The 25299-nt window shown below is 73.1% G+C and carries 28 protein-coding genes; 15 read left to right on the top strand and 13 right to left on the bottom strand.

Going from position 1 to position 25299, the window contains the following annotated elements; genetic code table 11:
• Both AB0I15_RS60765 and AB0I15_RS60770 read right to left on the bottom strand, forming a co-directional pair.
• The coding region (locus AB0I15_RS60765; protein WP_358118484.1) for a hypothetical protein at positions 1-229 on the bottom strand (229 nt) is incomplete at its 3' end.
• Between the two features lie 118 nt (positions 230-347).
• On the bottom strand, positions 348-854 hold the full coding sequence (locus tag AB0I15_RS60770) for an isoprenylcysteine carboxylmethyltransferase family protein (protein WP_358118486.1): 507 nt from the start codon (positions 852-854) through the stop codon (positions 348-350).
• 194 nt (positions 855-1048) lie between these two features.
• On the opposite strand from AB0I15_RS60770, the gene AB0I15_RS60775 reads away from it, so the two are divergent.
• On the top strand, positions 1049-1696 hold the full coding sequence (locus AB0I15_RS60775) for a helix-turn-helix domain-containing protein (RefSeq protein WP_358118488.1): 648 nt from the start codon (positions 1049-1051) through the stop codon (positions 1694-1696).
• A 22-nt stretch (positions 1697-1718) separates the two neighbouring features.
• On the opposite strand, the gene AB0I15_RS60780 is transcribed toward AB0I15_RS60775, so the two are convergent.
• Positions 1719-2375 (bottom strand): TetR/AcrR family transcriptional regulator, encoded by a 657-nt coding sequence (locus AB0I15_RS60780; RefSeq protein ID WP_358118489.1) that lies wholly within the window; start codon positions 2373-2375, stop codon positions 1719-1721.
• A 57-nt stretch (positions 2376-2432) separates the two neighbouring features.
• Between AB0I15_RS60780 and AB0I15_RS60785 the strand changes: the two genes are divergently transcribed.
• Together AB0I15_RS60785 and AB0I15_RS60790 are read left to right on the top strand one after the other, a co-directional pair.
• The gene (locus tag AB0I15_RS60785; RefSeq protein WP_358118490.1) at positions 2433-3284 is read left to right on the top strand and encodes an NAD(P)-binding domain-containing protein; all 852 of its coding nucleotides are present in this window, start codon (positions 2433-2435) and stop codon (positions 3282-3284) included.
• An 81-nt stretch (positions 3285-3365) separates the two neighbouring features.
• Positions 3366-3548 (top strand): DUF1918 domain-containing protein, encoded by a 183-nt coding sequence (locus tag AB0I15_RS60790; protein WP_358118492.1) that lies wholly within the window; start codon positions 3366-3368, stop codon positions 3546-3548.
• A 75-nt stretch (positions 3549-3623) separates the two neighbouring features.
• On the opposite strand, the gene AB0I15_RS60795 is transcribed toward AB0I15_RS60790, so the two are convergent.
• Both AB0I15_RS60795 and AB0I15_RS60800 read right to left on the bottom strand, forming a co-directional pair.
• The gene (locus tag AB0I15_RS60795) at positions 3624-4148 is read right to left on the bottom strand and encodes a type II toxin-antitoxin system prevent-host-death family antitoxin (protein WP_358118493.1); all 525 of its coding nucleotides are present in this window, start codon (positions 4146-4148) and stop codon (positions 3624-3626) included.
• 42 nt (positions 4149-4190) lie between these two features.
• Positions 4191-4877, bottom strand: a complete 687-nt coding sequence (locus AB0I15_RS60800) for a TetR/AcrR family transcriptional regulator C-terminal domain-containing protein (RefSeq protein ID WP_358118495.1) — start codon at positions 4875-4877, stop codon at positions 4191-4193.
• Positions 4878-5059: 182 nt separating this feature from the next.
• Between AB0I15_RS60800 and AB0I15_RS60805 the strand changes: the two genes are divergently transcribed.
• The 5 genes from AB0I15_RS60805 (at position 5060) to AB0I15_RS60825 (ending at position 9417) form a co-directional block, all read left to right on the top strand.
• Positions 5060-6475 carry an MFS transporter gene (locus tag AB0I15_RS60805; RefSeq protein WP_358118497.1) on the top strand — a complete coding sequence of 472 codons (1416 nt, stop codon included), beginning with the start codon at positions 5060-5062 and terminating at the stop codon, positions 6473-6475.
• Positions 6476-6485: 10 nt separating this feature from the next.
• The gene (locus AB0I15_RS60810; RefSeq protein WP_358118499.1) at positions 6486-7106 is read left to right on the top strand and encodes an HAD-IA family hydrolase; all 621 of its coding nucleotides are present in this window, start codon (positions 6486-6488) and stop codon (positions 7104-7106) included.
• A gap of 36 nt (positions 7107-7142) precedes the next feature.
• Positions 7143-7967: an SDR family NAD(P)-dependent oxidoreductase gene (locus AB0I15_RS60815; RefSeq protein WP_358118501.1), complete on the top strand. Its 825-nt coding sequence runs from the start codon at positions 7143-7145 to the stop codon at positions 7965-7967.
• A 41-nt stretch (positions 7968-8008) separates the two neighbouring features.
• A complete protein-coding gene (locus AB0I15_RS60820; protein WP_358118503.1) occupies positions 8009-8551 on the top strand; it encodes a GNAT family N-acetyltransferase in 543 nt (180 codons plus the stop codon).
• A 104-nt stretch (positions 8552-8655) separates the two neighbouring features.
• A complete protein-coding gene (locus AB0I15_RS60825) occupies positions 8656-9417 on the top strand; it encodes an SDR family NAD(P)-dependent oxidoreductase (RefSeq protein WP_358118505.1) in 762 nt (253 codons plus the stop codon).
• 6 nt (positions 9418-9423) lie between these two features.
• Here the strand turns inward: AB0I15_RS60825 and AB0I15_RS60830 are convergent, their stop codons facing one another.
• From AB0I15_RS60830 to AB0I15_RS60865, 8 genes are read right to left on the bottom strand one after another with little or no spacing between them, the layout of a single operon-like run.
• Positions 9424-10851 (bottom strand): aldehyde dehydrogenase family protein, encoded by a 1428-nt coding sequence (locus AB0I15_RS60830; protein WP_358118506.1) that lies wholly within the window; start codon positions 10849-10851, stop codon positions 9424-9426.
• On the bottom strand, positions 10848-12305 hold the full coding sequence (locus AB0I15_RS60835; protein ID WP_358118508.1) for a P1 family peptidase: 1458 nt from the start codon (positions 12303-12305) through the stop codon (positions 10848-10850). Before AB0I15_RS60835 ends, AB0I15_RS60830 begins: the two co-directional genes overlap by 4 nt.
• Positions 12305-13483, bottom strand: a complete 1179-nt coding sequence (locus AB0I15_RS60840; protein WP_358118509.1) for a M20 family metallopeptidase — start codon at positions 13481-13483, stop codon at positions 12305-12307. The genes AB0I15_RS60835 and AB0I15_RS60840 overlap by 1 nt, the downstream gene beginning before the upstream one ends.
• Positions 13480-14280: an ATP-binding cassette domain-containing protein gene (locus tag AB0I15_RS60845; protein ID WP_358118511.1), complete on the bottom strand. Its 801-nt coding sequence runs from the start codon at positions 14278-14280 to the stop codon at positions 13480-13482. Before AB0I15_RS60845 ends, AB0I15_RS60840 begins: the two co-directional genes overlap by 4 nt.
• Positions 14249-15163, bottom strand: coding sequence for an ABC transporter ATP-binding protein (locus AB0I15_RS60850; RefSeq protein ID WP_358118512.1), 915 nt, complete (start codon positions 15161-15163; stop codon positions 14249-14251). Before AB0I15_RS60850 ends, AB0I15_RS60845 begins: the two co-directional genes overlap by 32 nt.
• Entirely contained in the window at positions 15150-15971 is an 822-nt protein-coding gene (locus tag AB0I15_RS60855; RefSeq protein WP_358118514.1) for an ABC transporter permease, read from the bottom strand. Before AB0I15_RS60855 ends, AB0I15_RS60850 begins: the two co-directional genes overlap by 14 nt.
• Before the next feature lie 8 nt (positions 15972-15979).
• Positions 15980-16918 (bottom strand): ABC transporter permease, encoded by a 939-nt coding sequence (locus tag AB0I15_RS60860; protein ID WP_358118516.1) that lies wholly within the window; start codon positions 16916-16918, stop codon positions 15980-15982.
• Positions 16915-18435, bottom strand: coding sequence for an ABC transporter substrate-binding protein (locus tag AB0I15_RS60865; RefSeq protein WP_358118518.1), 1521 nt, complete (start codon positions 18433-18435; stop codon positions 16915-16917). The genes AB0I15_RS60860 and AB0I15_RS60865 overlap by 4 nt, the downstream gene beginning before the upstream one ends.
• Positions 18436-18523: 88 nt before the next feature.
• Between AB0I15_RS60865 and AB0I15_RS60870 the strand changes: the two genes are divergently transcribed.
• The 7 genes from AB0I15_RS60870 (at position 18524) to AB0I15_RS60900 (ending at position 25248) form a co-directional block, all read left to right on the top strand.
• The gene (locus tag AB0I15_RS60870; RefSeq protein ID WP_358118520.1) at positions 18524-19267 is read left to right on the top strand and encodes a FadR/GntR family transcriptional regulator; all 744 of its coding nucleotides are present in this window, start codon (positions 18524-18526) and stop codon (positions 19265-19267) included.
• 34 nt (positions 19268-19301) lie between these two features.
• A complete protein-coding gene (locus tag AB0I15_RS60875; RefSeq protein ID WP_358118521.1) occupies positions 19302-20258 on the top strand; it encodes an adenylate/guanylate cyclase domain-containing protein in 957 nt (318 codons plus the stop codon).
• 141 nt (positions 20259-20399) lie between these two features.
• Entirely contained in the window at positions 20400-20882 is a 483-nt protein-coding gene (locus AB0I15_RS60880) for a SigE family RNA polymerase sigma factor (protein WP_358118522.1), read from the top strand.
• Complete coding sequence (locus tag AB0I15_RS60885; protein ID WP_358118523.1) at positions 20879-21904, top strand: hypothetical protein; 1026 nt, start codon at positions 20879-20881, stop codon at positions 21902-21904. The genes AB0I15_RS60880 and AB0I15_RS60885 overlap by 4 nt, the downstream gene beginning before the upstream one ends.
• Before the next feature lie 22 nt (positions 21905-21926).
• Entirely contained in the window at positions 21927-22679 is a 753-nt protein-coding gene (locus tag AB0I15_RS60890; RefSeq protein ID WP_358118524.1) for an aminotransferase class IV, read from the top strand.
• A 14-nt stretch (positions 22680-22693) separates the two neighbouring features.
• The gene (locus AB0I15_RS60895) at positions 22694-23686 is read left to right on the top strand and encodes an LLM class flavin-dependent oxidoreductase (RefSeq protein WP_358118526.1); all 993 of its coding nucleotides are present in this window, start codon (positions 22694-22696) and stop codon (positions 23684-23686) included.
• Between the two features lie 41 nt (positions 23687-23727).
• Positions 23728-25248 (top strand): acyl-CoA synthetase, encoded by a 1521-nt coding sequence (locus AB0I15_RS60900; RefSeq protein WP_358118528.1) that lies wholly within the window; start codon positions 23728-23730, stop codon positions 25246-25248.
• Positions 25249-25299: the final 51 nt, after the last annotated feature.

Here is a 25299-nt window from a genome sequence, read left to right on the forward strand (position 1 = left end):
GGGCGAGCGACGGCCGCGTCGGCACGGTCACGACGGCGGCCGGCGGCTCCTCGACGGCCGGCACGGGCTCGACCGCCGCGGGCCGCGCCCGCATGGGCTGGGCCTGCACGGGCTGGGCCTGCACCGGCTGGGCCTGCGCTTCGGCGGGCGGCAGAGCGGGCGGCAGCGCGGCGAGGACCGTGCCGGCGATGGATGTCGAAGCGAGCACGCGCAGGAGGGCGTGCGGCATGAAGCTTTCCCCCGGACCTATCTAATTCATCCCATCAGAAACATAGGTCACGAGACGACCATAGTTCCTCACTAGGAGTCAAACCGCTCCCGACATGGGACCCCAAATTTTTCGCCACTCAGGGTTGGTAAGGGTGCACGCGCGGCCACCATCCCGGGACGTGGGCGCGGTAGGCGTCGTACTCGGCGCCGAACGTGGCGCGCAGGTGCGGCTCCTCGTACCAGTGGACGAAGGAGCAGACGGGGACGGCCGTGATCGCGACGTAGCACAGCAGCCAGGGGTCGCCGAAGATCATGGCCTGGCCGATGACGGCGGCGAAGACGGCGACGTACATGGGGTTGCGGACGTGGCGATAGAGGCCGCCGACGACCAGCCGGGTGGGCGGCGCGACCGGCATCGGCGTGCCGAGCCCCTCCACCACGAACCTGACGAACGCGTTGACCAGCACGATCAGCCCCGCCACCACCAGGAGTGCGCCGAGCGCCTTGAGCGGGATCATGACCTGGTCCGGGAAGGGGTCGCGCATCCGCCAGCCGTTGATCCAGTACGGCCCGAGCACGGTGACGGTTCCGGGGGCGGCGGCGAAGAAGAGGGCGCTGGCGACGGCGGCGGGCGTTCTGCGCACGGGATCACTCCTCCACGCGGAAATTCATTATGCGATGAGTTTAAGAACCGTCCAGCGCGGCCGTCAACGGTTCAGGCGACGCGGACGACGATCTCGCCGCGCCCGCCGCCCGACTCCAGCACCCGATGCGCCTGGCGAGAACGACGCTGGCGGCTAAGCGGAAGGGGTAGTCCACTTGCGTTAAGGTGAGCGGCATGCCTGCTCGTCACTCTGAAACAGCCGCGGTGGAGCTGCGGGCGGATGCGCGCGACAATCGGCACCGCATTCTCGAGGCCGCGCGGGAGGCGTTCGCGACGCGCGGGCTGGACGTGCCGATGGCGGCCGTCGCGCGCCGGGCGGGCGTTGGCGTGGCCACGCTCTACCGGCGTTTCCCGTCCCGGGAGTCACTGGTGACGGAGGTGTTCGCGGACCAGATGGCGGCGTGCGGGTCGGCCGTGGAGGAGGCGCTGGCGGATCCCGATCCGTGGCGGGCGTTCCAGACGGTGATCGAGAAGGTGTGCGCGATGCAGGTCGCCGACCAGGGGTTCACCGAGGCCTTCCTGACGGCGTTCCCCGAGGCGATCGACTACGAGCGGGAGCGTTCGCGGGCGGAGGCCGGCTTCGCCGACGTCGTGCGGCGGGCCAAGGAGGCCGGGCGGCTGCGGGCCGACTTCGCGACGGCCGATCTGGTGCTGCTGCTCAGGGCCAACTGCGGCGTCGCCGCCGAACCGGGCGAGGCGGCGGCGGTGGGGTCGCGGCGGCTGGTGGCCTACCTGCTGCAGTCGTTCAGGGCCGAGAACGCCGCCCCGCTGCCTCCCCCGGCCCCGTTCCGCTTCGACCACCCGGGCCGCCAGACGTCGTGACCCGCGGCGTCGCCGGCCGCGGTCAGGCGCCATGGGGGTCGCCCGCGAGGCGGCGGCTGTGCTCGACGAGGGCCGGATAGTCGGTCGCGACTCCGCGCAGCAGGGTCTCCACGGCCTTCTCGACTTCGGCGTCCGGGCCCGCCTCGGCGACCGGGGCGTGGCCGAAGAGCGCCCGGTAGTGCACCAGCGAGCCCAGCAGGTCGAGCACCAGGGCACGGTCGAGGTCGGCGCGCAGATCGCCGCGTGACACCGCGCGGTCGATCATCTCGCCCACCGCGGCCCTGGGCGGCTCGAACAGCGTGGCCATGAACGTCTCCCGCAGCTCCGGCTCCGCGGCGCAGTCGGCGAGCAGCGGGCCCAGCACGTCGGGACGGATCCGGCGGAAGGCCGCGACGAAGACGCCGATCCCCTCGTTGAGGTCGCACAGCGTGCAGCCGGTGTCGGGGGCGCGCAGGGTGCCGAGGCGGGCGGCGAGGGCGGCGAGGGCCAGGCGCCGCCGGTCGGGCCAGCGGCGGTAGATGGCCGGTTTCGTCGTGCCCGAGCGCCGCGCGACCTCCTCGATCGCCAGGCGGGCGTAGCCGGTCTCGTCGAGGACGTCGAGGGTGGCGCCGAGCACGGCCTGGCCGATCTGCGGGTCGCGGGGCCTGCCGCCGCGCTTGTCGTCCTGACGTGGTCGCACGGCACGCAGTCTATCCTTTATGTTACGTTACGACTCGTAACGTAAGTGGAGGTTGTCATGGATGGTGTGACCGTGCTCGGCCTGGGCGCGATGGGCTCGGCCCTGGCCCGCGCGTTCCTCGGCCAGGGGCTGACGACGACGGTGTGGAACCGCACGCCCGCCAGGGGCGACGACCTGGTCGCGCGAGGGGCGCGGCGGACGGGCGACGTCGCGGAGGCCGTCGCCGCCGGCTCGCTCGTGGTCGTCTGCCTGACCGATCACGACGCGGTCGCCCAGGTGCTGGACGCCGCCGGGGACGCCCTGCCGGGCCGTACGGTGGCCGACCTGACGACCGGCTCCCCCGAGCAGGCCCGCGACACCGCCGCGCGGGTCCGTCCCGCCGCCTGTCTCAACGGCGTCGTCCAGGCGGGGCCCGAGCAGATCGGCACGCCGCAGGCCACGTTCTTCTACAGCGGCCCGCCCGAGGCGTACGCGGCCCACAGGACGGCCTTCGACGCGCTCGGGACGGCCCACCACGTCGGCGCCGAGCCCGGCCTGGCCGCCGTGTACGACCTGGCCCTGCTCGGCCTCTGGTACGACGCCGCGCTCGCCTACCTGAACGCCCTCGCGCTCGTCGGCGGGGCGGGGAACGTGGCGCCGGAGGCGTTCGCGCCCTTCGCGGGCAGGCAGCTCGGGCACGTGGTGGGGGCGGCGGACGACGTCGCCCGCGAGGTCCGCGACCGCGCCTACCCCCGCGGCCCCGCCTCCCTGACCGAGCACGCTCCCGTGCTGGAGCACCTCGTACGGCTGCGCGCCACGGCGAACCTCGGCACCGCCCACCTCGAGGACGCCCTGTCCCTCGTCCGCCGCCGCATCTCCGCCGGGCACGGCGCCGACGGCTTCACCAGCCTGATCGAGGAGCTCGGCTGACCGGCTTTCCGTGACGGCCCGGCTGGTGCACTGTGGGAGTGAACCTCAACGGTGCCACAGCCGGGCTGAGAGGAATCCGCCATGGAGGCGAAAGTCGGTGACTACCTGATCGTCCACGGCCATGTCGTCGGGCAGCGGGACAGGAAGGGCGAGATCATCGAGGTCCGGGGGGCCGAAGGCTCGCCGCCCTACATGGTCCGCTTCGAGGACGGGCACGAGCATCTCATCTATCCCGGCCCCGACGCGGTGGTCCAACCGACCTGACCCGGAGGACCCGAACCGCCCCGGGGCGCGCGGCACCCACGGAGAGCCGCCCGACGGCAGCGCCCGACGGGGTGCTCAGCCGTGCAGTTTGCGCAGGGCCTCGGCGATGTCCGGGCCGGAGGCGGCCGCGGTCACGGTGCCGTCGCGGTCGCGGGCGATGGCGGTGATCTCGTCCTGCGGGCCGAGGGTCAGGGTGATGCTCTGCCCTTCGGACAGCAGCTTCTCGGCGACCGGCTGGTGCCGGGGCGCGAGCCGGGCGAGCAGGCGGCGGGCCGCGACCAGGGCGACGACGGGCGTGCGGTGGCGGGTCAGCAGCAGGGGACCCTCGTCGTACGGCTGCGCGGTCTGGCGGACGAGCTCGCCCAGCTTGGCCCGCGCCGTCGACAGCGACAGCACCGGCAGTCCGGACAGCAGGCCGGGCACCTCCGACATCGGCACCAGCGCGGCCCACTCCCAGCGCTCGCGCGTGATCAGCGTGGTCGTGCCGTTCTCGGCGGCGCTGACGAGCGAGCCCCAGCGGGCGCGGGCGTCCTCCACGCCGAGCGGCGGCCCGAAACGCGCCTCGAGCTCGTGGTACGCGGACCGTTCTGAGTCGATCATGCATACACCGTAAGCCGCCTTACGGAATTTCCGCAAGCCGCCTTACGAATTCGGCGACCCGGCGGCGGCCGCGATCGCCGCGATGAGCATGTTCAGTTCGGCGTCGAAGACCTCTTCGGCGGTGACGGCCCGCAGGTGGGGCTCGGCCGCGCGCAGGCGGGGATGGTCACCGCCCTCCCCGGCCAGGGCCAGCAGGCTCGCCGTACGGTGGCGGTCGATGGGGTCGCCGTGCAGCTCGCGGTGGAGCCGGCCCAGGACGAGGTCGATGAAGATCAGGTAGTGCCTGGCCGCCTGGCGGTCGCCGAGACCGGCGTCGCCGAGGATCGTGAGGATGGCCTCGACCAGGTTCAGCGCGCCGGGGCCGTGATTGGCGCGGGTCATCAGCACCGCCACCATCCCCGGATACGCCGCCAGCTGCCGCCGCATCGCCGCCGCCAGCGACCGCAGGCGCTCCTGCCATGGGCCCTCGTCGATGCCGGGCGGGACCACGTCGTGCTCGGCGATGGCGTTCATCACGAGGTCCACCAGGGCGTCCTTGTCGGCCACATGACGATAGAGGGCCATCCGGGAGGCGCCGAGGTCGGCGGCCAGGCGGCGGATGGTCAGGGCCTCCACGCCCTCGGTGCGGGCGATCTCGAGGGCGGCGGCGACGATCTGGGCCTGGCTGAGGCTGCCCCAGGCGCGGCGGCCTGACGGGGCGGGCTTGGGCTGTTCGGCGGATGGGGCCACGGGGAAACCGTACTGGACCATCTTGCGGACTGCCGTCCGCAAGATTTAGGGTTACCTAACTTCGATGATCGAGGAGGTCCGTGGTGTGGATCCTCGCCGGGCTCACCGCCGTCTGCGTCGCGTTGTGGCGCAGGTTCCGTGCGCCCGATGGTCCTGGTCCGGCAGTTGAAAAGGGGGCAGAGGTGGGGCGGGAGAGAGCGCGGGGGGTGGTGGCGGCGTTGCTGCTGGCGGCGGTGACCGCCAGCCTCTCCCAGACGATCGTGATCGCGGTCCTGCCCGTGCTGGGGCTGGAGCTGGCGGCGCCGGCGACCGGTGTGACGTGGGTGCTGACGACGTTCATGCTGGCCAGTGCCGTGGCCACGCCGATCGCGGGGCGGCTGGGCGACATGTTCGGCTATCGGCGGGTGCTGGTCGCCTGCCTGGGGTTCTTCGTGGCCGGGACGCTGGTGTGCGGGCTGGCCGCCGAGACGCGTTCGCTGGGCTGGATGGTGGCGGGGCGGGCGCTGCAGGGGGTGGCGGGGGGCGTGTTCCCGCTGGCGTTCGGCATCGTGCGAAGCGCGCTGGCGCCGGGCCGGATGCCGGGGGTCATCGCCCTGCTCAGCGCCATGTTCGGGATCGGCGGGTCGGCCGGGATGGTGCTGGCGGGACCGGTGGCGGACGCCGCCGGGACGGGATGGCTCTTCTGGGGCACCCTGCCACTCGCCACCGCCGCCCTGGCCGCGACCGCCGCCCTCCCCCGCACCGTGGAGACCTCACCCGGCGGTTCGGCTGCGGGCCCCGGAGCGGCCACGCGTGGCGGGGGGCGGGTGGATGTCGGCGGGGCCGTGTTGCTGTCGGGGGCGCTCGTGGCGTTGTTGCTGGCCATCAGCCAGGGACGGGCGTGGGGCTGGGGACCCGCGGCGGTGGCCGGGGGGTGCGGGGCCATGGCGCTGGGCGGTTTCGTCCGGGTCCAGTTGCGCGCCGCCGCCCCGCTGGTGGACCTGCGGCTGATGGCCCGGCGCGCGCTGGTCACCACGAACCTGGCCACGCTCATCGTCGGCGCCGCCATGTTCGGCGTCATCACGCTGATCCCCCGCTTCGTCCAGACCCCGCCCACGGCCGGGTACGGCTTCGGCGCCTCCGTCACCGAGGCCGGCCTGGTCATGGTCCCGATCGCCCTCGTCATGCTGATCGCCACACCGCTGGCCCCCCGCCTGGCCGCGCGCTATGGGGCACGCCTGCCGCTCCAGGCCGGCGCCGCCCTGGCCGCCGCGTCGTTCCTGCTGCTGGCCGCCTTCCACGATCGCCTCTGGCACGTGTACGCCGCCGGCCTCCTCGTCGGCGCCGGGTACGGGCTCGCGTTCGCCTCCATCGGCAACCTCGTCGTCGAGGCCGTCGAGCCGCACCAGACCGGCGTGGCCACCGGCGTCAACACCATCGTGCGCACGGTCGGCGGCGCGATCGGGGCCCAGATCGCCGCCGCCCTGCTCGCCACCGGCACCCCCGCCGGCCCCGGGGCCACACCGGCCGAGTCCGGTTACACGACGGCGCTCGTGGTGTTCGCCGTGCTGGCCGTCGCCGCGCTCGTGGCCGCCTCCGCCGTGCCCGGGCGTCGTTAGGGTGGGGCGGGTGAAGGTGGTCGTGCTCGACGCGATGGGCGTCCTCTACCGCTACGGGAACGTCCAGGGCCGGGTGCTGATCCCCTACCTGAGGGACCAGGGGTGCGACGCGCCCGAGCGGGAGATCCGCGCGGCCTACCGGGCGGCGACGCTGGGCCTGACGAGCACGGAGGAGTTCTGGGCGGCGCTCGGCCTGCCGCCGCTCGACGCGGACTACTGCCGGCGGCACACGCTCACCGACGGCACGATCGAGACGCTCCGGGCGGTGGCCGGGGCCGGGCTGGAGCCGGCGTGCCTGAGCAACGACACGGCGGCGTGGTCGGCCCTCGTCCGCCGCCGGTTCGGGCTGGAGCGGCTCATCGGGCGCTGGTTCATCAGCTCCGACCTGCGGGCGCGCAAACCCGACGCGGCCCCCTACGCGGCGGTGCTGGACGCGCTGGGCGTCGCCCCGGCGGAGGTGGTGTTCGTCGACGACCGGCCGGTCAACCTGGCGCCCGCGCGGGCGCTGGGCATGCGCACGATCCTGTTCCAGAGCGACGACACCGGCGCCCATCCGGACGCCGGGCAGAGGCCGGACCACCACGTCACGTCCATGCCGGAGCTCGCCGAAGCCCTGCGCCGGGCCCGCTGATAGCGTCGGAGCGGAGAGGCCGTACTGGAGGTGGGCATGCGTCCCATGGAGCAGCGCACGATCCTCGTCACGGGCGCGACCGACGGGCTGGGCCGGGCGCTGGCCGCCGATCTCGCCGGCCGGGGCGCGACCGTCCTCGTGCACGGCCGCGACGACCGGCGCGGCCAGGACACGCTCGATGAGCTCCGCGCCCTCGTGCCGGGCGCCCGGCTGCACTGGTACCGGGCGGATCTGGCCGCGCTCGAGGAGGTGCGCGAGCTCGCCACCGCCGTCGCCACCGAGCACCCGGGGCTCGACACGCTGGTCAACAACGCCGGGATCGGCCCGACCGTGCCGGGCGGCGTGGCGCGGCAGGAGAGCCCCGACGGGCACGAGCTGCGGTTCGCGGTCAACTACCTGGCCGGCTACCTGCTCACCCGGCTGCTGCTGCCGACGCTGCGGGCGGCGGCCCCGGCCAGGATCGTCAACGTCTCCAGCCTGGGGCAGGCGCCCATCGACTTCGACGACGTGATGCTGGTCAAGGAGTACAGCGGGGTGCGGGCCTACTGCCAGAGCAAGCTGGCCCAGGTGATGTTCACCGTCGACCTGGCCGAAGAAGGGGCGACCACGGGGGTCACGGCGAACGCGCTGCACCCGGCCACGTACATGCCGACCAAGATGGTCACGGCCGCGCCGGCCAGCGAGCTGCGGGAGGGTGTGGAGGCCACGTCGCGGCTGGTCACCGATCCGGGCCTGGACGAGGTGTCCGGGCGCTTCTTCGACGGCCTCCGGCCGGCGCAGGCGCTGGAGCAGGCCTACGATCCCGCCGCCAGAGCCCGGCTGCGCGCACTGTCGGAGGCACTGACGGACGCGCGCGCGTAAACCCGTCGAGCCCGCCTGGGCCGGTCGGCTAGCGTGTGCCGGTGCACTTTCACCTGGAGACCGAGCGGCTGTCCCTGCGTCCCTTCGCCGCGTCCGACGAGGAGGCGCTGTTCCTCCTGCACAACGACCCCGAGGTCATGCGCCATCTCAACGGCGGCAAGCCGACGCCCCGTGAGGTGATCGCCGAGCAGACCCTGCCCAGGTTCATCGAGGGCGGATTCCTGGCGGCCGTCGAGAGGTCCACGGGCGAGTTCCTCGGCTGGTTCCACCTGCGGCCGGCCAAGGACGGGCCCGCCGACGAGCCCGAGCTGGGCTACCGGCTGCACAAGGCGGCCTGGGGCAAGGGGTACGCGACCGAGGGTTCGCTCGCGCTGATCGACAAGGCGTTCGGCGAGCTGGGCGCGCGCCGCGTGTTCGCCCAGACGATGACGGTCAACCGGGGGTCGCGGCGGGTCATGGAGAAGTGCGGGCTGCGCTTCGTCCGCACCTTCCACCACGACTGGCCCGAGGCCATCGAGGGCTCCGAGCAGGGCGAAGTCGAGTACGAGCTGCTGCGCGCCGACTGGGAGGCCGACCGGCGGTGAGGCCGCCCGCCTCATCACCAGAAGTGACGTGACCGCTACACACCGGACTCGGCTTGCCTCCGAGACCTGGTGCACTGGTCCGACCAGTCGCTAGGGTGCCACGTATGGGATATGACGCGCTGTTCCGCCTGGACGGGCGGCGGGCCGTGGTGATCGGGGCCGGGAGCGGGATCGGCAGGGAGGCGTCGCTGGCGCTGGCCGCGCACGGGGCCTCGGTGGTGTGCGCCGACCGCGACGAGACCTCCGCCCAGGAGACCGCCGCCGCCTGCGGTGGCACGGCCCGGCTGGTCGACGTGCTGGACCCCGAGGCGGTGCGGGCGCTGGCCGAGGAGGCGCCGGCCGACGTGCTGGTGTTCACGGCGGCCACCAACGTCCGCAAGCGGCTGCTCGACTACTCGGGCGAGGAGTTCGACCGGGTGGTGGGGCTGAACCTGCGGGCCTCGTTCGACGTGGTGCGGGCGTTCGGGGCGGGCATGGTGGAGCGGGGGCGCGGCTCGATCATCGGGTTCGCCTCGATCAGGGCGTCGGTCACCGAGCCGGGCCAGAGCGTCTACTCCGCGACCAAGGCCGGGCTGGTGCAGCTCCTGCGGACGGCCGCCGCCGAGTTCGGGCCGCACGGCGTGCGGGTCAACGCGATCGCGCCGGGCGTCGTGGAGACGCCGCTGACCAGGCAGATCAAGGACGATCCCGGCTGGTACGCCGCCTACGCCGCCAAGAGCGCGCTGGGCCGGTGGGCGGCGGCGGAGGAGATGGCCGGGGCGGTGGTCTACCTGGCCGGCGACGCGGCGAGCTTCGTGACCGGCTCCGTCCTCTACGTGGACGGCGGCTGGACCGCCGTGGACGGCCGTTTCGACCCGCCGAACTAGACGCCGCTAGGGGCGGATGATGGCCATCCGGGTGACGGTCAGCTCCTCGATGGCGAAGCGCGGGCCCTCACGGCCGATGCCGGAGTCCTTGACGCCGCCGTACGGCATGTTGTCGGCCCGGAAGCCCGGCACCTCGTTGACCACCACACCGCCGGCCTCGATCCGCTCGATCGCGGCGAACGCCGTCGCCAGGGAGCGGGTGAACACGGCGGCGTGCAGGCCGTACCGGGAGCGGTTGACCGTGGCGAAGGCCTCGTCGAGGCCCGGCACCGAGCGCACGCACACCACCGGGCCGAAGATCTCCTCGTCCCAGGCGGCGGCCCCGTCCGCGACGCCGTCGAGCACCGTGGGCGCGATGGCGCGGCCGTCGCGGCGTCCGCCCGTGACCACCTCCGCTCCCGAGGCGGCGATCCACTCCAGGACGCGGCCGGTGGCGGCCTCGTCGATGAGCGGGGCCACGCGGGTGGCGGGCAGGCGGGGGTCGCCCACGGCGACGTGCTTGACGCGGTCGGCCAGCAGGGACACGAAGCGCTCGCGTACGGGCTCCTCGACCAGCACCCGCTGCACCGAGATGCACGCCTGGCCGGAGGCGTAGTAGCCGCCGCGCACGACCGCGTCGGCGGCGGCCTCGAGGTCGGCGTCGGCGGCCACCACGAGCGCCGCGTTCGAGCCCAGCTCCAGCAGCACCTTCGTGGGGGCGGCGGCGCGCGCGATGGCGTGCCCCGCGGCGGCCGAGCCGGTGAACGAGACCGCGCCGATCCGCCGGTCCTCCACCAGCGTCCGGCCGACCTCGACGTCCCCGGTGACGAGCTGCACGGCGGCCGGGGGCAGGGCGCCGGCCGCCCGAAGCAGGTGGACCAGCCAGAGCGTGGCCAGCGGGGTGGCGGGGGCGGGCTTGACGATCACGGGGCAGCCCGCCGCGACGGCCGGGGCGATCTTGTGGGCGGCGAGGAGCAGGGGATAGTTGAAGCCGGTGATGCCGACGACGACGCCGATGGGCCGGCGCGTCCAGAACCCGACCAGGCCCTCCCCTGACGGCAGCAGGTCGAGCGGCACGGTCTCGCCGTGCAGCCGGGCGACCTCCTCGGCGGCCGTGACCAGGGTGACGAGCGTCCTGGCCACCTCGACCTGGCAGTCCACCAGCGGCTTGCCGGTCTCGAGGACGAGCAGCCGCTCGAACTCCGCGCGCCGTTCGCTCAGGGCGTCGTGGGCGCGCATGAGGGCGGCGCGGCGGGCGTGCGACGGCAGCGCCGCCATGGCCGGGGCGACCGCGAGCGCCTCCTCGACGGCCCGCGCGGCCTGCGCGGGGCCGCCCAGCGGGGCCCGGGCGACCAGGGATCCGTCATAGGGGAAGGTCACGTCGGTGGTGTCCGCCGTGGCCTCCCATCCGTCACCGATGGGCAGGCCGGCGGGCCACGGGATGTCGAAGGTCATGGCTCTTTCCGTAGGGCGCTCGGGAACACGTCGAGGTACGCGGGCGCGCCCTCGCGGCCGGTGGCGGCCAGGATGGCGTGCGCGACGGCACGGCTGAACACGTCGGCGCCCGCGGCCAGGACGTCCTGGAAGATGTCGTGACCGGGGGCGCCGCTCGCGCAGGTGGCCAGAGCGAAGATCGTGTCGCCGTCGGTCATGGTGTGGGCCGGTCTGATGGCCCTGGCCAGGCCGTCATGGGCGACGGCGGCCAGCTTGCCGCACTTGGCCTTGGTGAGGGTGCGGTCGGTGGCCACGACGCCGATCGTGGTGTTGAAGGCGGGGGCGTTGCGGGGGTTCCAGGCCTCCGTCTCCTGGGGGGTGGGGGTGCGGAGGTGGTCGAACTCGCCGGGGAGGCCGTACCTGGTGCCGGCGAGGGTGCCGTCGTGGGGGTCCAGCACCGACCCGACGGCGTTCACCACGGCCAGGGCGGCCACGGTGGTGCCATCGGCCAGCACCACACTGGCCGTTCCCACCCCACCCGCCAACCCCCCGGCCATCGCCCCGGTCCCCGCCCCAACAGACCCACAAGCGGTCGGCGCCGCCGTCCTCACCTCCACCACGAACGCACCCACCCCACCGCCCAGGGCCGATGTCCCTTCGAAGGACGGAGGGGAAGGCGTTGCACCGACCGAAGGCCCGACGTCACCCCCCTCACCGACCGGGGCCGATGTCCCTTGGAAAGGCGAAGGGGAGGACGCTGCACCGGCCAAACGCCCAGCCTCACCCGCACCGCCACCCCCCTCACCCAAAGGGACCCCGGCCACAGAGGGCGGGAAAGCCGCCGCCTCACCGGTCGGGGCTGCGGGCCCGGCACCCACCCCACCCAAAGGGACCTCAGCCGCGGACGACGGGGAGGCGGCTGCTTCGCCGGTTGGGGTCGGTGTCGCTTGGAACGGTGGAGGAGCGGACAGTGCGTCGGCGGAAGGCCGGGGCTTACTCACAACGCCGGCCTCTTCACCCGAAGGGACCTCGGCCGCGGGCGGTGGGGGAGCGGTGGCGGCGTTGTAGGCGGCGGTGCCGAGGGTGGCGTCCGGGGTGGCGTGGAAGGTGCCGCCGCGGCCGAGGTCGAAGATGACGGCGGCCGGCACGATCGGTACGGCTCCCCCCGCCACCGGATACCCCACCCCCGCCTCCGCCAGCCGGGACATCACCCCGCAGGCCGCGCTCAGCCCGAACGCGCTCCCGCCCGACAGCACCACCGCGTGCACCCGCTCCACCAGGTTGCGCGGGTCGAGGAGCTCCGTTTCGCGGGTCCCGGGGGCGGCGCCGCGGACGTCCACCCCGCCCACGGCCCCGTCGGCGGGGGTGAGGATCACGGTGGTGCCCGTCAGGTAGCCGCCCCCGACGCGCTGCGCGTGCCCGACCCGCAGGCCCGCCACGTCCACCAGTGAGTTCGTGGGCCCGGCACGGCGCATCAGTGGTCGCCGTTCAGGAAGCGGCGGGCGGCCTCGGCGAAGACCCGGGTGCAGCGGACGATCTCCTCGACCTCCACGAACTCGTCCGCCTGGTGCGCGATCCACTTGCCGCCGGGGCCGTACACCACCGAGGGGATCCCGCCCCAGTGCGTCAGCACGGTGCCGTCCGTCGAGCCGGGCACCCCGCCGTACACGGGCTCCTCCCCCGTGACCGTCCGGTGCGCGGCGGCCAGTGCGGCCACCACCGGGTCGGACACCGGCACGTCCACCGGCGGCCGGTCCACCAGCGCCGACACCTCGGCCGTGATCCCGTCGAACCGGGCCAGCGCGGCCACCCGGTCGGCGATCTCCTTGTGCTCGACACCGGGGATGGTGCGCACGTCGATGAAGACCGAGGCGACCGCCGGGATCACGTTGACCTGTTCCTCGGAGCCGGCGCGCAGGACGGTCGGCGTGACGTACACCTCGCCGAGGTGCTCGTGGGCCGGGTGGCGCGTCTGGAGCTCCGCCTGCAGTGTGCGCAGGCCCGCGAGCAGGGAACCCACCGCCTCGAGGGGGTTGCGGCCGTGCTGCGGCATCGCCCCGTGGGCCATCTTGCCCGTGAAGTCCACCCGCAGCCGCAGCGCGCCCTTGGCCACCGCGCAGATCTCGCCCGCCTCGGGCTCGGCCACGATCGCGCCGTCCACGTCGGCCGTCAGGCCCTGGGACACGAAGTGGTGCGCGCCGAGCATGAGGCCTTCCTCGTCGGCCAGCGCGCACACCTTGATCCGCCCGGGGAACGGGCCGGCGAGCTGGAGGGCGCGGGTCGCGTAGAGGGTGGCGGCCAGGCCGGACTTCATGTCGGCGCTCCCCCTCCCCCACAGCAGGCCGTCGCGGATCTCGCCGCCGAACGGGTCGACGGTCCAGGTGGACAGGTCGCCCTCGGTCACCACGTCGGTGTGCCCCTCGAACATCAGCGTCGGCCCGTCGCCGCCGCCGCCCTCCACCACGGCGACCACGTTCGGGCGTCCGGGGGCGGCCTCGGACACGACCGGTTCCCAGCCCCATTCGCGCATCTTGGCCTCGACCAGCTCGGCCGCGGGCCGCTCGTTGCGGCCGCGCGCCGGGTCGTTGGTGCTGGGGATGCGCACCAGCGCCTGCGTGAACTCCACCACTCCCCGCGCGTCGACGTCGATCACAGCAATCCCTCCAGAGTCGGTACGGCCTCCAGCAGCGCCCGCGTGTACGGGTGGGCGGGCGCGGCCCAGACCTCGTCCACCGGCCCGGTCTCGACGATCTCACCCGCGCTCATGACCGCGACCGTCTCGCACACGTGTCGCACCACCGACAGGTCGTGGGAGACGAACACGAGCGTGAGCCCCAGCTCGTCCACGAGGTCGGCCAGCAGGTTGAGTATCTGCCCGCGGACGGAGACGTCCAGGGCGCTGACGGGCTCGTCGGCGACCAGCACCTTCGGCCGGGGCGCGAGCGCGCGGGCGATGGCGATGCGCTGCCGCTGCCCGCCGGAGAACTGGTGCGGGTACCGGTCGGCCGCCGCCGCCGGCAGCCCGACCGCCTCCAGCAGTTCGGGGACCCGGTCCCCGATCGGCAGGCCGAGGGCGGTGAGCGGCTCGGAGACGAGGTCGCGGACCCGCATGCGGGGGTCGAGCGAGCTCATCGGGTCCTGGAAGACGATCTGGAGGTTCTCGCGCAGGAAGCGCAGCCGCCGCTCCGGCCTGCCGGTGATCTCCTGGCCGTCGAAGCGGATGGAGCCGCTGGTGGGCTGGTCGAGCGCGCAGAGCAGGCGCAGCAGCGTGGACTTGCCGGAGCCGGACTCGCCGACGATGCCGTACCGCTCGCCGCGCCGCACGGTCAGCGAGACGTCGCGCAGGGCGTGGACGGCGGCGCCGGGCCTGGTGAGCGAGGTGCGGGGGCGATGGTAGAGGCGATTGAGGTCCCGGGCCTCAATCAGCGGGGTGCCAGCATGCGTGGGCATGTCCGTCTCCTGTCAGCTCCGGCGCCGTCTCGCACGCGGCGGTGGCGTGGGGGCAGCGGTTCCTGAACACGCAGCCGCCGGGGAAGCGCCCGGCCGCCGGGACGCCGCCCTTGATGGTGGGCAGCCGGGTGCCGCGCGGGGTGAGCTTGGACGCCGCCAGCAGGCCCTCGGTGTAGCGGTGGCGGGGGTGGGTGAAGACCTCGCGGATGGGGCCCGACTCGACGACGCGGCCGCCGTACATGACCAGGACGCGTTCGCAGACGGAGGCGACGACGGCGAGGTCGTGGGTGATGAACAGCAGGGCGGGCGCGACCTCGGCGATCAGGTCGAGCATCTGCTTCTGGACGGTGACGTCGAGCGCGGTCGTGGGCTCGTCGCAGATGAGCAGCCCGGGCGCGTTGGCCAGGGCGATGGCGAGCATGACGCGCTGGCGCTGGCCGCCGGAGAGCTGGTGCGGGTACGCGCGGGCGATCTGGCCGGGATCGGGCAGGCGTACGCGCTCCAGCAGCTCGACCGCCCGTTCGCGGGCCTCGGGGCGGGCCCGGCCGTGCAGGGTCATGACCTCGGCGACCTGGGCGCCGACGCGCATGAGCGGGTTCAGGGCGGTCATCGGCTCCTGGAAGACCATGGACACCTCGCGGCCGCGCAGGTCCTTGATCCGGCTCTCCGGCACGCCGACCAGGTCGCGATCGCCCAGCCTGGCCCGCCCCGACGCGGTGACGCCCTCGGGGAGCAGGCCCATGAGCGCCAGCGCGGTCAGCGACTTGCCGGAGCCGGACTCGCCGATCAGCCCGACCCGCTCCCCCGGCGCGATCGCGAACGACAGGTCGTGGACGAGCTCGACCGAGTCCGCGCGCACGGTCAGGCCCTCAACCTTCAGCACGGATCCTCCTGAGCTTGGGGTCGAGGTAGTCGCGCAGGCCGTCGCCGAGGAGGTTGAAGCCGAGCACGGCGAGCGCGATCGCGAGACCGGGCCACAGGGCCAGGCGCGGGGTGGAGAACAGCAGGTCCTGCGACTCCTGGAGCATCCGTCCCCAGGACGGGGTCGGCGGGCGGGTGCCGAAGCCGAGGAACGACAGCGCCGCCTCGGCCAGGATCGCGATCGCGAACGACACCGACGCCTGCACGATGAGGACGGAGCCGATGTTCGGCAGCACATGGCGGACGGCGATGGCGGGGCGGCGTCGCCCGGCGGCCCTGGCGGCCAGGATGTAGTCGGTCACCATGACCTGCAGTGTGGCGGCGCGGGCCACGCGGGCGAACGCGGGCACGGTGGCCACCCCGATGGCGATCATCGCGGTGAGGGTGCCGGGCTCGTAGACGGCGCCGAGCATGACGGCCAGCAGCAGCGCCGGGAACGCGAACACCAGGTCGTTGACCCGCATGATCAGCTCGGAGAGCCAGCCGCTCGGCGTCATCCCGGCGACCACGCCGAGCGGGACGCCGAGGACGGCGGCGATGCCGACCGCGACGATGCCGACGTAGAGGGTGGTGCGGGCGCCGACCATGATCTGGCTGAAGGTGTCGCGGCCGTACTTGTCGGCGCCCAGGAGGTAGCCGCCGCCGGGCTCGCGCAGCCGCTGCGCGGCGTCCACGAGCGTCGGGTCGTGCGGCGTCCAGAGGAACGACACCAGGGCCGCGAGCGTCACGAGCCCGACGAGCACGCCGCCCACCAGCAGGCCGGCGTTCATCCGGCCTCTCATCGCAGCCTCGGGTCGAGCAGGTGGTAGGTCACGTCCACCACGAAGTTGATCAGCAGGACGGCCGCCACCAGCACCATCACCACGCCTTGGACGAGCAGCAGGTCACGCCCGGCGACGCCGCTGAGCAGCAGGTCGCCGAGCCCGGGCAGGACGAACACCCGCTCGACCACGACCGCGCCGACCAGCAGCGTGGCCAGTTGCAGCCCGAGCACGGTGACGACGGGGATCGAGGCGTTGCGCAGGCCGTGCCGCCACAGCGCGCCGGTGCCGCCCCGGCCCTTGGCGCGGGCGGTGCGCAGGTAGTCTTCGCGCATCACGTCGAGGACGGCGCTGCGCACGTAGCGGGTGAGCACCGCCCCCTGGACGAGGCCGAGCGACGCCCACGGCAGCAGCAGGCCGCGCAGCCACTCCCCCGGGTTCTCGGCGATGGGCACGTAGCCGCCGGAGGGCAGCGCCTGGGCCTGGACGGCGAACACGTACACCAGCAGGATGCCGGCCAGGAACGCCGGGACGGCGATGCCGAGCTGGCTGACGGCGCTGATGGCCGCGCCGAGGGGGTCGCGGTGGTGCACGGCGGCGTACGTGCCCAGCGGCACCGCGATCACCAGCGCCACCGCCATGCCGCCGAGCACCAGCACGATCGTCACGCCGAGCCGGTCGGCGATCTGGGGGCCGATGGGCGCGCTGGTGACGTAGGAGGTGCCGAAGTCGCCCTGGACGAGGCCACCGAACCAGTCGAGGAACTGCGCGACGGGCGCCCGGTCGGTGCCGAACTGGCGGCGCAGCTCGGCCACCGCCTCCGGGGTGGCGTTGACGCCCAGCGCGACCTCGGCCGGGTCTCCGGGCAGCAGCGCCATGAACGCGAACACCACCACTCCGGCCACGGCGGTGCTCGCGATCAGCACCGCCAGCCGCTTGAGCAGGTAGAGCGTCACTGCTTGGCGAGCGCGGTGAAGTCGAAGGACTCCGCGATGGCGTTCTTCGGCAGCCCGGTGACGCCCTTCTTCGCCACGATCAGGTTCGGGAAGAGGAAGAGCCAGTCGGCCGCGGCGTCGTCGGACAGGAGCTTGGCGGCCTGCTTGAGGTCGTCGGTCTGCTGCTGCTCGGTGCCCTCGTCGGCGGCGGCGAGGAGCTTGCCGAATTCGGGATTGTCGTAACGGAAGTAGTACGACTTGTCAGCAAAAATGCCCATGTCTCGGGGTTCGACGTGGTTGATGATGGACAGGTCATAGTCCGCCTGCTTGAACACCACGTCGAGCCAGCGGGCCGGGAACTCCAGCGGCTCGATCTCGGCCGTGATGCCCACCTGGGCGAGCTGCGACTTGACGACCTGGGCGCTGTTGACCGCGTACGGCAGGTTGGGGATGCGCATCTTCACCGTGTACGTCTTGCCGCCGAGCAGTTGCCTGGCCTTGGCCTGGTCGTAGGGGTAGTCGCCGGTGCGGTCCTCGTACCAGGGGTCGGTGGGGGGCACCATCGAACCGATGAGCTGGCCGCGCCCGGCCCAGGCGGTGTCGAGCAGCGCCTTGTGGTCGATCGCGTGCCGGACCGCCTGCCTGACCGCCTTGTCGTCGAACGGCGGGCGGCCGTTGTTCATCGACAGCACCACCTCGCCGTTCGTGGTGCCCTCGACGGTCTGGAACCGGTTGGGGTCGGCGAACTGCTGCAGCGACTCGGGCGCCTGCACGCTGGAGATCACGTCGATGCCGCCGGTCAGCAGCGCGTTGTTCATCGCCGTGGCGTCCTTGAAGTATTTCAGCGTGATCGCCGACAGCGGCGGCTTCGTGCCCCAGTAGGAGGGGTTGGCGCCGAGCTGGATGGAGTCGCCGCGGCGCCAGGAGCCCAGCACGTAGGGGCCGGTGCCGACGGGCTTGTTGGCCAGGTCGGCGACGCCGGTGCGGCTGAACATGGCGCCGAGCCGGGTGGCCATCGCGTAGAGGAAGCCGTTGCTCGGCCGCTTGAGCGTGACGACGACCGTGGCGTCGTCCTTCTTCTCGGCCTTGTCGATGACGTCGAGCTGCGACTTGATCTTCAGCTTCCAGTCCGACTTCACCCGGTCGAGCGAGAACACCGCGTCGTCGGCCGTGAACGGCGCCCCGCTGCTGAACGTGACGTTCTGGCGCAGCGTGAACGTGTAGGTCCTGCGGTCCTCGGAGACGTCCCACTTCTCGGCCAGCAGCGGCACGATCTCGCCGTCCTGGTCGAGCTTGACCAGGCCCTCGTAGACGTTGACGAGCAGGGCCTGGGGGATGGCGGCGCCCTCGGTGGAGGTGAAGTCGAGGTTCGCGGGCTCGGCCACGAATCCGACGGACAGTGACTGGGCCTTCGACGCGCCACCGGTCGCCCCGGTGCCGCCACCACCACCGGCACCACCACCACCGGCACCGCCGCCGCAGGCCGCCGTGGCCAGCAGGAGACCGCCCGCGGCGATCCAGATCCCGATTCGCCTCATGTCTTACAGCCTCCTGGCTAGTGCACTGGTCGGACCAGTAGGCTCAGCACATTGCCAGTCGTCGACGGCTCGGGTCAAGGGGGCTTGCATGGGTGGTCCGCGCTTCGAGCCGGTGCGTACCGTACGCGCTTACGAACGGGTCGTGGAGCAGGTCGAGGAGGCCATCGAGAGCGGCTCCCTCTCACCGGGCGAGCGGCTGGCGAGTGAGCGCGAGCTGATGGTGCAGTTCTCGGTCAGCCGCTCCACCGTGCGCGAGGCGCTGCGCGTGCTGCAGGCGCGCGGCCTGGTGCGGTCGCGGCCGGGCGACCCCAACGGGGCGGAGGTGCTGCCGTTCACGCCCGCCGCCCTGCACAAGTCGATGACCACGCTCGCGCGGGTGGCGGAGCTGTCGCTGGCCGAGCTGGTGCAGTTCAGGATGGTGCTGGACTCCTCGGCCGTCCTGCTGGCGGCGCGGCTGCGCACCGAGGAGCAGCTCGCCGAGATGAGCCAGGCCGTCGCGCGGATGAGGGAGGCGGACGAGGCCGGGTTCGGCGCGGCCGACGTCGCCTTCCACGACGCGATCGCGCGGGCGAGCGGGAACAAGCTCATCCAGGTCTGCACGGACGTGGTGCGCTCGATCGTGGTCAAGCTGATCGCCGAGAAGATCGCCGCCGCGCCGGACCGGCGGGCCCTGATGGAGCAGAGCATCCGGCATCACGAGGAGGTCATCGCCGCCGTACGCGCCGGTGACGGCCCCCTGGCGGCCCGGCTGTCCAGAAAGGCGATGTACGACTATTACGCGGCCTACGTGCCGGTGGCCGAGCGGGCCGCGCTCAGGGCGCTCCTCGAGTGAGGTGACCTGGCCCACAGGGTGTTATGTTGCCCACGTGGCGCGCGTGGACGGGGATGGGCTGGCGGAGGCCTTCCTGCGCGAGCCGCGCCGATACACCAGTCACCAGGTCGCCGAGATGGCCGGGGTGCCCGTCTATCGTGCGCGGCGCTTCTGGCGTGCCCTGGGGTTCGCCAACGTGCCCGACGACGCCGTGGAGTTCACCGACTCCGACGTCGAGGCGCTCAAGACGCTGCTCGGCATGGTGACCTCCGGCGTCTACGACGAGGAACACGTGCTGCTGATGGCGCGCTCGCTCGGCCGGGCCACGGCGCGGCTGGCCGAGTCGCAGGCGGAGCTGGGCGCCGAGGCGCTCGACCAGGCGGGCGTGCCGCTGGCCGAGCGGCCGCGGGCCTGGCGCAGGCGGGCCGAGCGGGTGGTGCCCGATCTGGCGCGGCTGCTGGTCTACGCCTGGCAGCGCCAGCTCGCCGCCGCCGCCGGACGCATCGCCGACCAGGACATGAGCGCGGTGCGGCTGGCGGTCGGGTTCGCCGACCTGGTCGCGTTCACCCGGCTGAGCAGGCAGATCACCGCCGCCGAGCTGGCGCGGCTGATCGACAGGTTCGAGGGGCGCTCGGCCGACCTGGTGACCTCCTCGGGCGGGCGGGTGGTCAAGACGCTGGGCGACTCGGTGTTGTTCGTGGCCGAGAAGTCGCACGTGGCGGCGGAGATCGCGCTGCGGCTGGTGGAGACGCACGCGCGCGGCAAGGACATGCCGGAGCTGCGGGTGGGGCTGGCGGCCGGGCCGGTGATGTGGCGCATGGGCGACGTGTTCGGCACCACGGTCAACCTGGCCAGCCGGCTGACCGCGTTGTCGCTGCCGGGCACGATCCTGGCCGATCCGCAACTGGCCGAGGAGCTGGAGGGCGACCGGGCCTTCCGGTTGCGGGAGGTCAACCGGCTGTCGGTGCGGGGGCTGGGCGAGCTGGCGCCGTTCACGGTCATGCGGGCCTGAGAGCGGGCCGGGTCGTACGGGCCGGGGCGCGGCCGTGCGGGCCTGAGAGCGGGCCCGGGGCGGGTCTGAGGGGCCGGGCAACCTGGTGGGGCGTTCGATGCGTCACTACCGTCAACCGGCTCGCACAGGAGGCACGTCAAGTTGGCGGATAGGGCGATATTTCAGTACTTCGTGGTGTCGCGGTCGGACCGGCTGTTACGGACCGCGTACCTGCTGACCCGGGACTGGGGCGTCGCGGAGGACCTGCTGCAGGAGTCGCTGGCGAAGGCGTGGTTCGCCTGGCCGGGCATCGACGAGCCCGAGGCGTACGTGCGCAAGGCGCTGGTGACCACGTACACGTCCTGGTGGCGGCGGCGATGGCGCCGGGAACTGCCCAGCGACGAACTGCCCGAGGCGGTGACGCACGACCCGGGAGACGACGGGCGGGCGGAGCTGTGGCGGGCGGTGGGCCGGCTGCCGACCCGCCAGCGCGCGGTGATCGTGCTGCGCTTCTACGAGGACCTGCCGGTGAGCGAGGTGGCCGGGCTGCTGGGCTGCCAGGAGGGCACGGTCAAGAGCCAGACCGCGAAGGCGCTGGCCAAGCTGCGAGTGGACGAGGCGATCGTGAGGGAGCTGCGCCGATGACCGTGCAAGATCTGCGTGACGTCCTGCGCGAGCGGGCCGAGGGGCCGTCGCCCGCGAACCCGCGCCGCCACGACGAGGTCCGCGCCCGCATCCGCAGGACCCGCCTGCGCCGGCGGACGATGGCGGGCGGGGCGGTGGTGGCAATGGCGTCGGTGGTGGCCGTCGTGGCCGTCGTGGCCCTGCTTCCCGGTACGGCCGAGGAGCCGCCCCCCGCGACGACGGTGACCGCCGAACCCGCGTCCGGCCTGCCCGAGCGGTACACCGCGCCCGACGGCACCGCGTACCGCCGGCTGGCCACGGCCAGGCTCACGGCGGAGGGCGCGAAGAAGACCTCGGTCACGATCCCGCTCTCCGGGCTGCCGCTGGACGTGGCGGCGCGGTGCGACGGCGAGTTCGGCAGCGGGGCGCCGCGGATCCTCGTGGACGGCAGGCACACGGGCCCGCGGGGCTTCGCGCCGTGCCCCACGGGCATGGACCTGCAGCCGCTGGTCGTGCCGGAGGGCGCCAAGGAGGTCACGGTCACGTTCGACACGACCACCTCCGGGTCGGCCTGCGCCACGCGGACCAGGAACGGGCCGTGCGTGCCGGTCAAGCCCAGGCGGGCCGGCTGGGACCTGGCGGTCTACGAGTGGACCCCGCCCGCCCGGCCCGTCACCCCCGAGCCGGTCAGGGCGCTGCCCGGGCGGCTGGGCGGCAAGAGGCTGATCTCCCAGTCCACCGGCGTCTGGCCGGGCGACTCCACCTTCGAGGTCGAGGTCGTGGGCACGGGCGGCACCATCGGCATCGACCAGATCTGCTCGGGCGACCTGGCCGGGCGGATGTGGTTCAGGTATCGGGTCGACGGCAAGGAGTCGCCCGCGACCTCGGGCTGCGGCGTCTGGAAGAAGGGCGCGTTCCCGATGGCGATGGCGGAGTTCACGCTGCCCAAGGGCAAGCGCGTCACCGTCACCGCTCAGGTGGGACTCTGGGGCGAGTCCACCAACCGGCCGGTGGACTGGGCGATCGGGGTGTACAAGAAGTGAGGCCGCCAGGTGAGGAGATGCTGTGACGGAACGTGCCGCGATCGAGGGCAGGCTGGTCGGCGAGGACGCGCGCCGCCTCCTCGGCTCCCGCTACGGCCACTTCACCGCCATGCAGGTCAGGGACCGGCGGGTGCGCGGGCTCGGCCTGCACTTCGAGCGGCTCGAAAGGGCCGGGCTGGAGCTGTTCGGCACCGGGCTCGACCGCGCGGCGGTGCTGGAGTCGATCAGGGCCGTGCTCGGTGACGCCCGCGACGCGAGCGTGCGCGTCTACGTCCTCGACTCCGACGGTCCGCGCGTCGTCACCACCGCCGCCTCGCCACACGAGCCGCTCAAGGGCCCGCTGAAGGTGAAGCCGGTCGTCTACCAGCGCTACCTGGCGCACATCAAGCAGGCGTCCGGGTTCCAGCAGGCCCACATCGGGCGGGTGGTCGCGCGCGAGGGCTTCGACGAGGCCCTGCTCACCACCGCGGACGGCCTGATCAGCGAGGGCTCGATCACGAACCTGGGCGGCTTCGACGGCGGCCGGCTGGTCTGGCCGGACGCGCCGATGCTGCACGGGATCACGATGCGGCTGCTGGAGCGCATGGACGTGCCGCAGGAGCGCCGGCCGCTGAGGGTCGCCGACCTGACCGGCCTCGACCAGGTGTTCCTGTGCAACTCCTGGGGCGTGATGGAGGTCGGCGAGGTGGACGGCGTGCCGCTGCGCCAGGACGCCGGGCTGATGGCGCGGGTGCGCGAGCACTACGAGGGCGTCCCGGGCGATCCGCTGGATTGATCCAGGGGCCGGGCGTGTTGCACCCGTACGTGACCGCCTACTCGATTCTCGACCGTTCACTCGTCCGCCAGGGCTCGACTCCGGCCGCGGCGCTGCGCGAGACCGTACGGTTCGCGCGGCAGGTCGAGGAGCTCGGATACCACCGGTTCTGGGTGTCCGAGCACCACAGCGTGCCCGGCGTGGCGGGGTCGGCCCCGACGGTGCTGGCGGCGGCCGTGGCCGCCGCCACGTCTCGGATCCGGGTGGGCACCGGCGGTGTGATGCTGCCCAATCACCGGCCGCTGGTGGTGGCCGAGCAGTTCGGCGTGCTGGAATCGCTCTACCCTGGCCGCATCGACATGGGCCTGGGGCGTTCTGTGGGTTTCACGGGCGGCATCCGCAGGGCCCTCGGGCACGGCAAGGACGAAGCGGACGCGTTCGGCGGCCGGCTCAGCGAGTTGCTCGGCTACTTCACCGGCACGCAGGCGGCCCACCCCGGGGTGCACGCGCTGCCCGCCGAAGGGCTGCGGCCGCAGGTGTTCGTGCTGGCCATGGGGGCCGGGGCGGACGTGGCGGCGGCGCACGGGCTGCCGATGGTGATCGGGTCCGGCGCGCGGGCGGTGGACGCCGTGGCGCGTTACCGGGCCGGGTTCCGGGCTTCGTGGTGGGCGGCGGAGCCGTACGTGATGGTGGCGGCGAACGTGGCGGTCGGCGCGACGCGGGCGGAGGCGGCGCTGCTGCAACTGCCCGAGGCGTGGGCGACGGCGCGCTCGCGGACGAGCGGGGCCTTCCCGCCGCTGGCGCCCGCCGGGGAGATCGCGGAGATGGAGATGAGCGCGCGGGAGCGGTCATACCTGGACGAGTCGCTCAAGGGGCAGATCCACGGCACGGAGCACGAGGTCGCGGTGGCGCTCGGCTCGCTGGTCGCCACGGTCGGCGCGGACGAGGTGCTGGTCACCATGAACACCTACGACCTCGACCGCCGCCTCGACTCCTACCGGCGGCTCGCGGAGGTCGTCGCGGGTTAGGATTCCCCGAACATCGTTCTGCGCGATCGAAGGGTGCCCGCATGACCCGTCAGCACGCCATCGGTGACCTCCTGCGGCGCTCGGCCGCCCGCTACCCCGCCAAGACCGCGCTCGTGTACGGCGACGTGCGCCAGAGCTACGCCGATCTCGACGCGGCGGTGAACAGGACGGCCAACGCGCTGGCGGCGCGGGGCGTGGGCAAGGGCGACCGGTTCGCCGTGTTCAGCCACAACAACCACGCGTTCGTGGTGGCGTACTTCGCGCTGGCGCGACTGGGGGCGATCTCCGTACCGGTCAACTTCATGCTGGGGGCCGGGGAGGTGGCGTACATCCTGGAGCATTCGGGCGCGACCGGGATGCTGGCGGAGGAGGCGCTGCTGCCGGTGGCCGCCGCGGCGGCCGGACCGCGCGTCACCGTGCGCGGCGTGATCGGCGCGGCCCAGGACGGCTGGGAGCCGTTCAGCGCGTGGGCGGCCTTCGACGACCCCGCGGAGCCGCGGGCCGAGATCGGCGACGACGACCCGATCCAGCTCATGTACACCAGCGGCACCGAGTCCCGGCCCAAGGGCGCCACGCTGTCGAGCCGCGGCCTGATCGCCCAGTACGTCACGTGCGTGATCGACGGCGAGATGAGCCACGACGACGTCGAGGTGCACGCCCTGCCCCTCTACCACTGCGCGCAGTTGCACTGCTTCCTCACGCCGGGGATCTATCTGGGCGCCACCAACATCGTCCTGCCCGGCGCGACCGCGGCGGCGATCCTGGCCACGATCGAGGGCGAGCGCGCCACCAAGCTGTTCTGCCCGCCGACCGTCTGGATCTCCCTGCTGCGCCACCCCGACTTCGACCGCAGGGACCTGTCGTCGCTGCGCAAGGGCTACTACGGCGCCTCCATCATGCCGGTGGAGGTGCTGAAGGAGATCGCGGCGCGGCTGCCCGACGTGCGCCTGTTCAACTTCTACGGCCAGACGGAGATGGCGCCCGTCGCCACGATCCTCGGGCCCGACGAGCAGCTCACCCGGCTGGGCTCGGCCGGCCGGCCCGCGCTGAACGTCGAGACCAGGATCGTCGACGACCAGGACCGGCCCGTGCCGCCCGGCGTGGTCGGCGAGATCGTGCACCGCAGCCCGCACGCCATGCTCGGCTACTGGAACGACCCGGACAAGACCGCCGAGGCGTTCCGGGGCGGCTGGTTCCACAGCGGCGACCTGGGCGTCATGGACGCCGACGGCTACCTGTCCGTGGTGGACAGGAAGAAGGACATGATCAAGTCGGGCGGCGAGAACGTGGCCGGCCGCGAGGTCGAGGAGGCCATCTACCAGCATCCGGCGGTCGCGGAGGCGGCGGTGTTCGGGGTGCCGGACGAGAAGTGGATCGAGGCGGTGACGGCCGCGGTGGTCCTGCGCGAGGGGGCCGGGCTGACCGCCGGTGAGCTGGTGACGTTCCTGCGGGAGCGGCTGGCGGCGTTCAAGGCGCCCAAGCGGGTGGTGTTCGTGGACGCCTTGCCCAAGAACGCCTCGGGCAAGGTGCTCAAGCGGGAGCTGCGCGACACCATGTCGTAAAGATGTTCATGACGTGGGCACGACCAGGCGTTATTCCCTCCCCTAGTGGGA

The sequence above is a fragment of the Nonomuraea sp. NPDC050643 genome, assembly GCF_040654715.1.
GTDB lineage: Bacteria > Actinomycetota > Actinomycetes > Streptosporangiales > Streptosporangiaceae > Nonomuraea.

Coding starts and splice junctions, on each gene's coding strand:
- AB0I15_RS60775 (WP_358118488.1), top strand. CDS start 1,049: ATGCCTGCTCGTCACTCTGAAACAGCCGCGGTGGAGCTGCGGGCGGAT.
- AB0I15_RS60785 (WP_358118490.1), top strand. CDS start 2,433: ATGGATGGTGTGACCGTGCTCGGCCTGGGCGCGATGGGCTCGGCCCTG.
- AB0I15_RS60790 (WP_358118492.1), top strand. CDS start 3,366: ATGGAGGCGAAAGTCGGTGACTACCTGATCGTCCACGGCCATGTCGTC.
- AB0I15_RS60795 (WP_358118493.1), bottom strand. CDS start 4,148: ATGATCGACTCAGAACGGTCCGCGTACCACGAGCTCGAGGCGCGTTTC.
- AB0I15_RS60815 (WP_358118501.1), top strand. CDS start 7,143: ATGCGTCCCATGGAGCAGCGCACGATCCTCGTCACGGGCGCGACCGAC.
- AB0I15_RS60825 (WP_358118505.1), top strand. CDS start 8,656: ATGGGATATGACGCGCTGTTCCGCCTGGACGGGCGGCGGGCCGTGGTG.
- AB0I15_RS60830 (WP_358118506.1), bottom strand. CDS start 10,851: ATGACCTTCGACATCCCGTGGCCCGCCGGCCTGCCCATCGGTGACGGA.
- AB0I15_RS60835 (WP_358118508.1), bottom strand. CDS start 12,305: ATGCGCCGTGCCGGGCCCACGAACTCACTGGTGGACGTGGCGGGCCTG.
- AB0I15_RS60845 (WP_358118511.1), bottom strand. CDS start 14,280: ATGCCCACGCATGCTGGCACCCCGCTGATTGAGGCCCGGGACCTCAAT.
- AB0I15_RS60855 (WP_358118514.1), bottom strand. CDS start 15,971: ATGAACGCCGGCCTGCTGGTGGGCGGCGTGCTCGTCGGGCTCGTGACG.
- AB0I15_RS60865 (WP_358118518.1), bottom strand. CDS start 18,435: ATGAGGCGAATCGGGATCTGGATCGCCGCGGGCGGTCTCCTGCTGGCC.
- AB0I15_RS60870 (WP_358118520.1), top strand. CDS start 18,524: ATGGGTGGTCCGCGCTTCGAGCCGGTGCGTACCGTACGCGCTTACGAA.
- AB0I15_RS60885 (WP_358118523.1), top strand. CDS start 20,879: ATGACCGTGCAAGATCTGCGTGACGTCCTGCGCGAGCGGGCCGAGGGG.
- AB0I15_RS60900 (WP_358118528.1), top strand. CDS start 23,728: ATGACCCGTCAGCACGCCATCGGTGACCTCCTGCGGCGCTCGGCCGCC.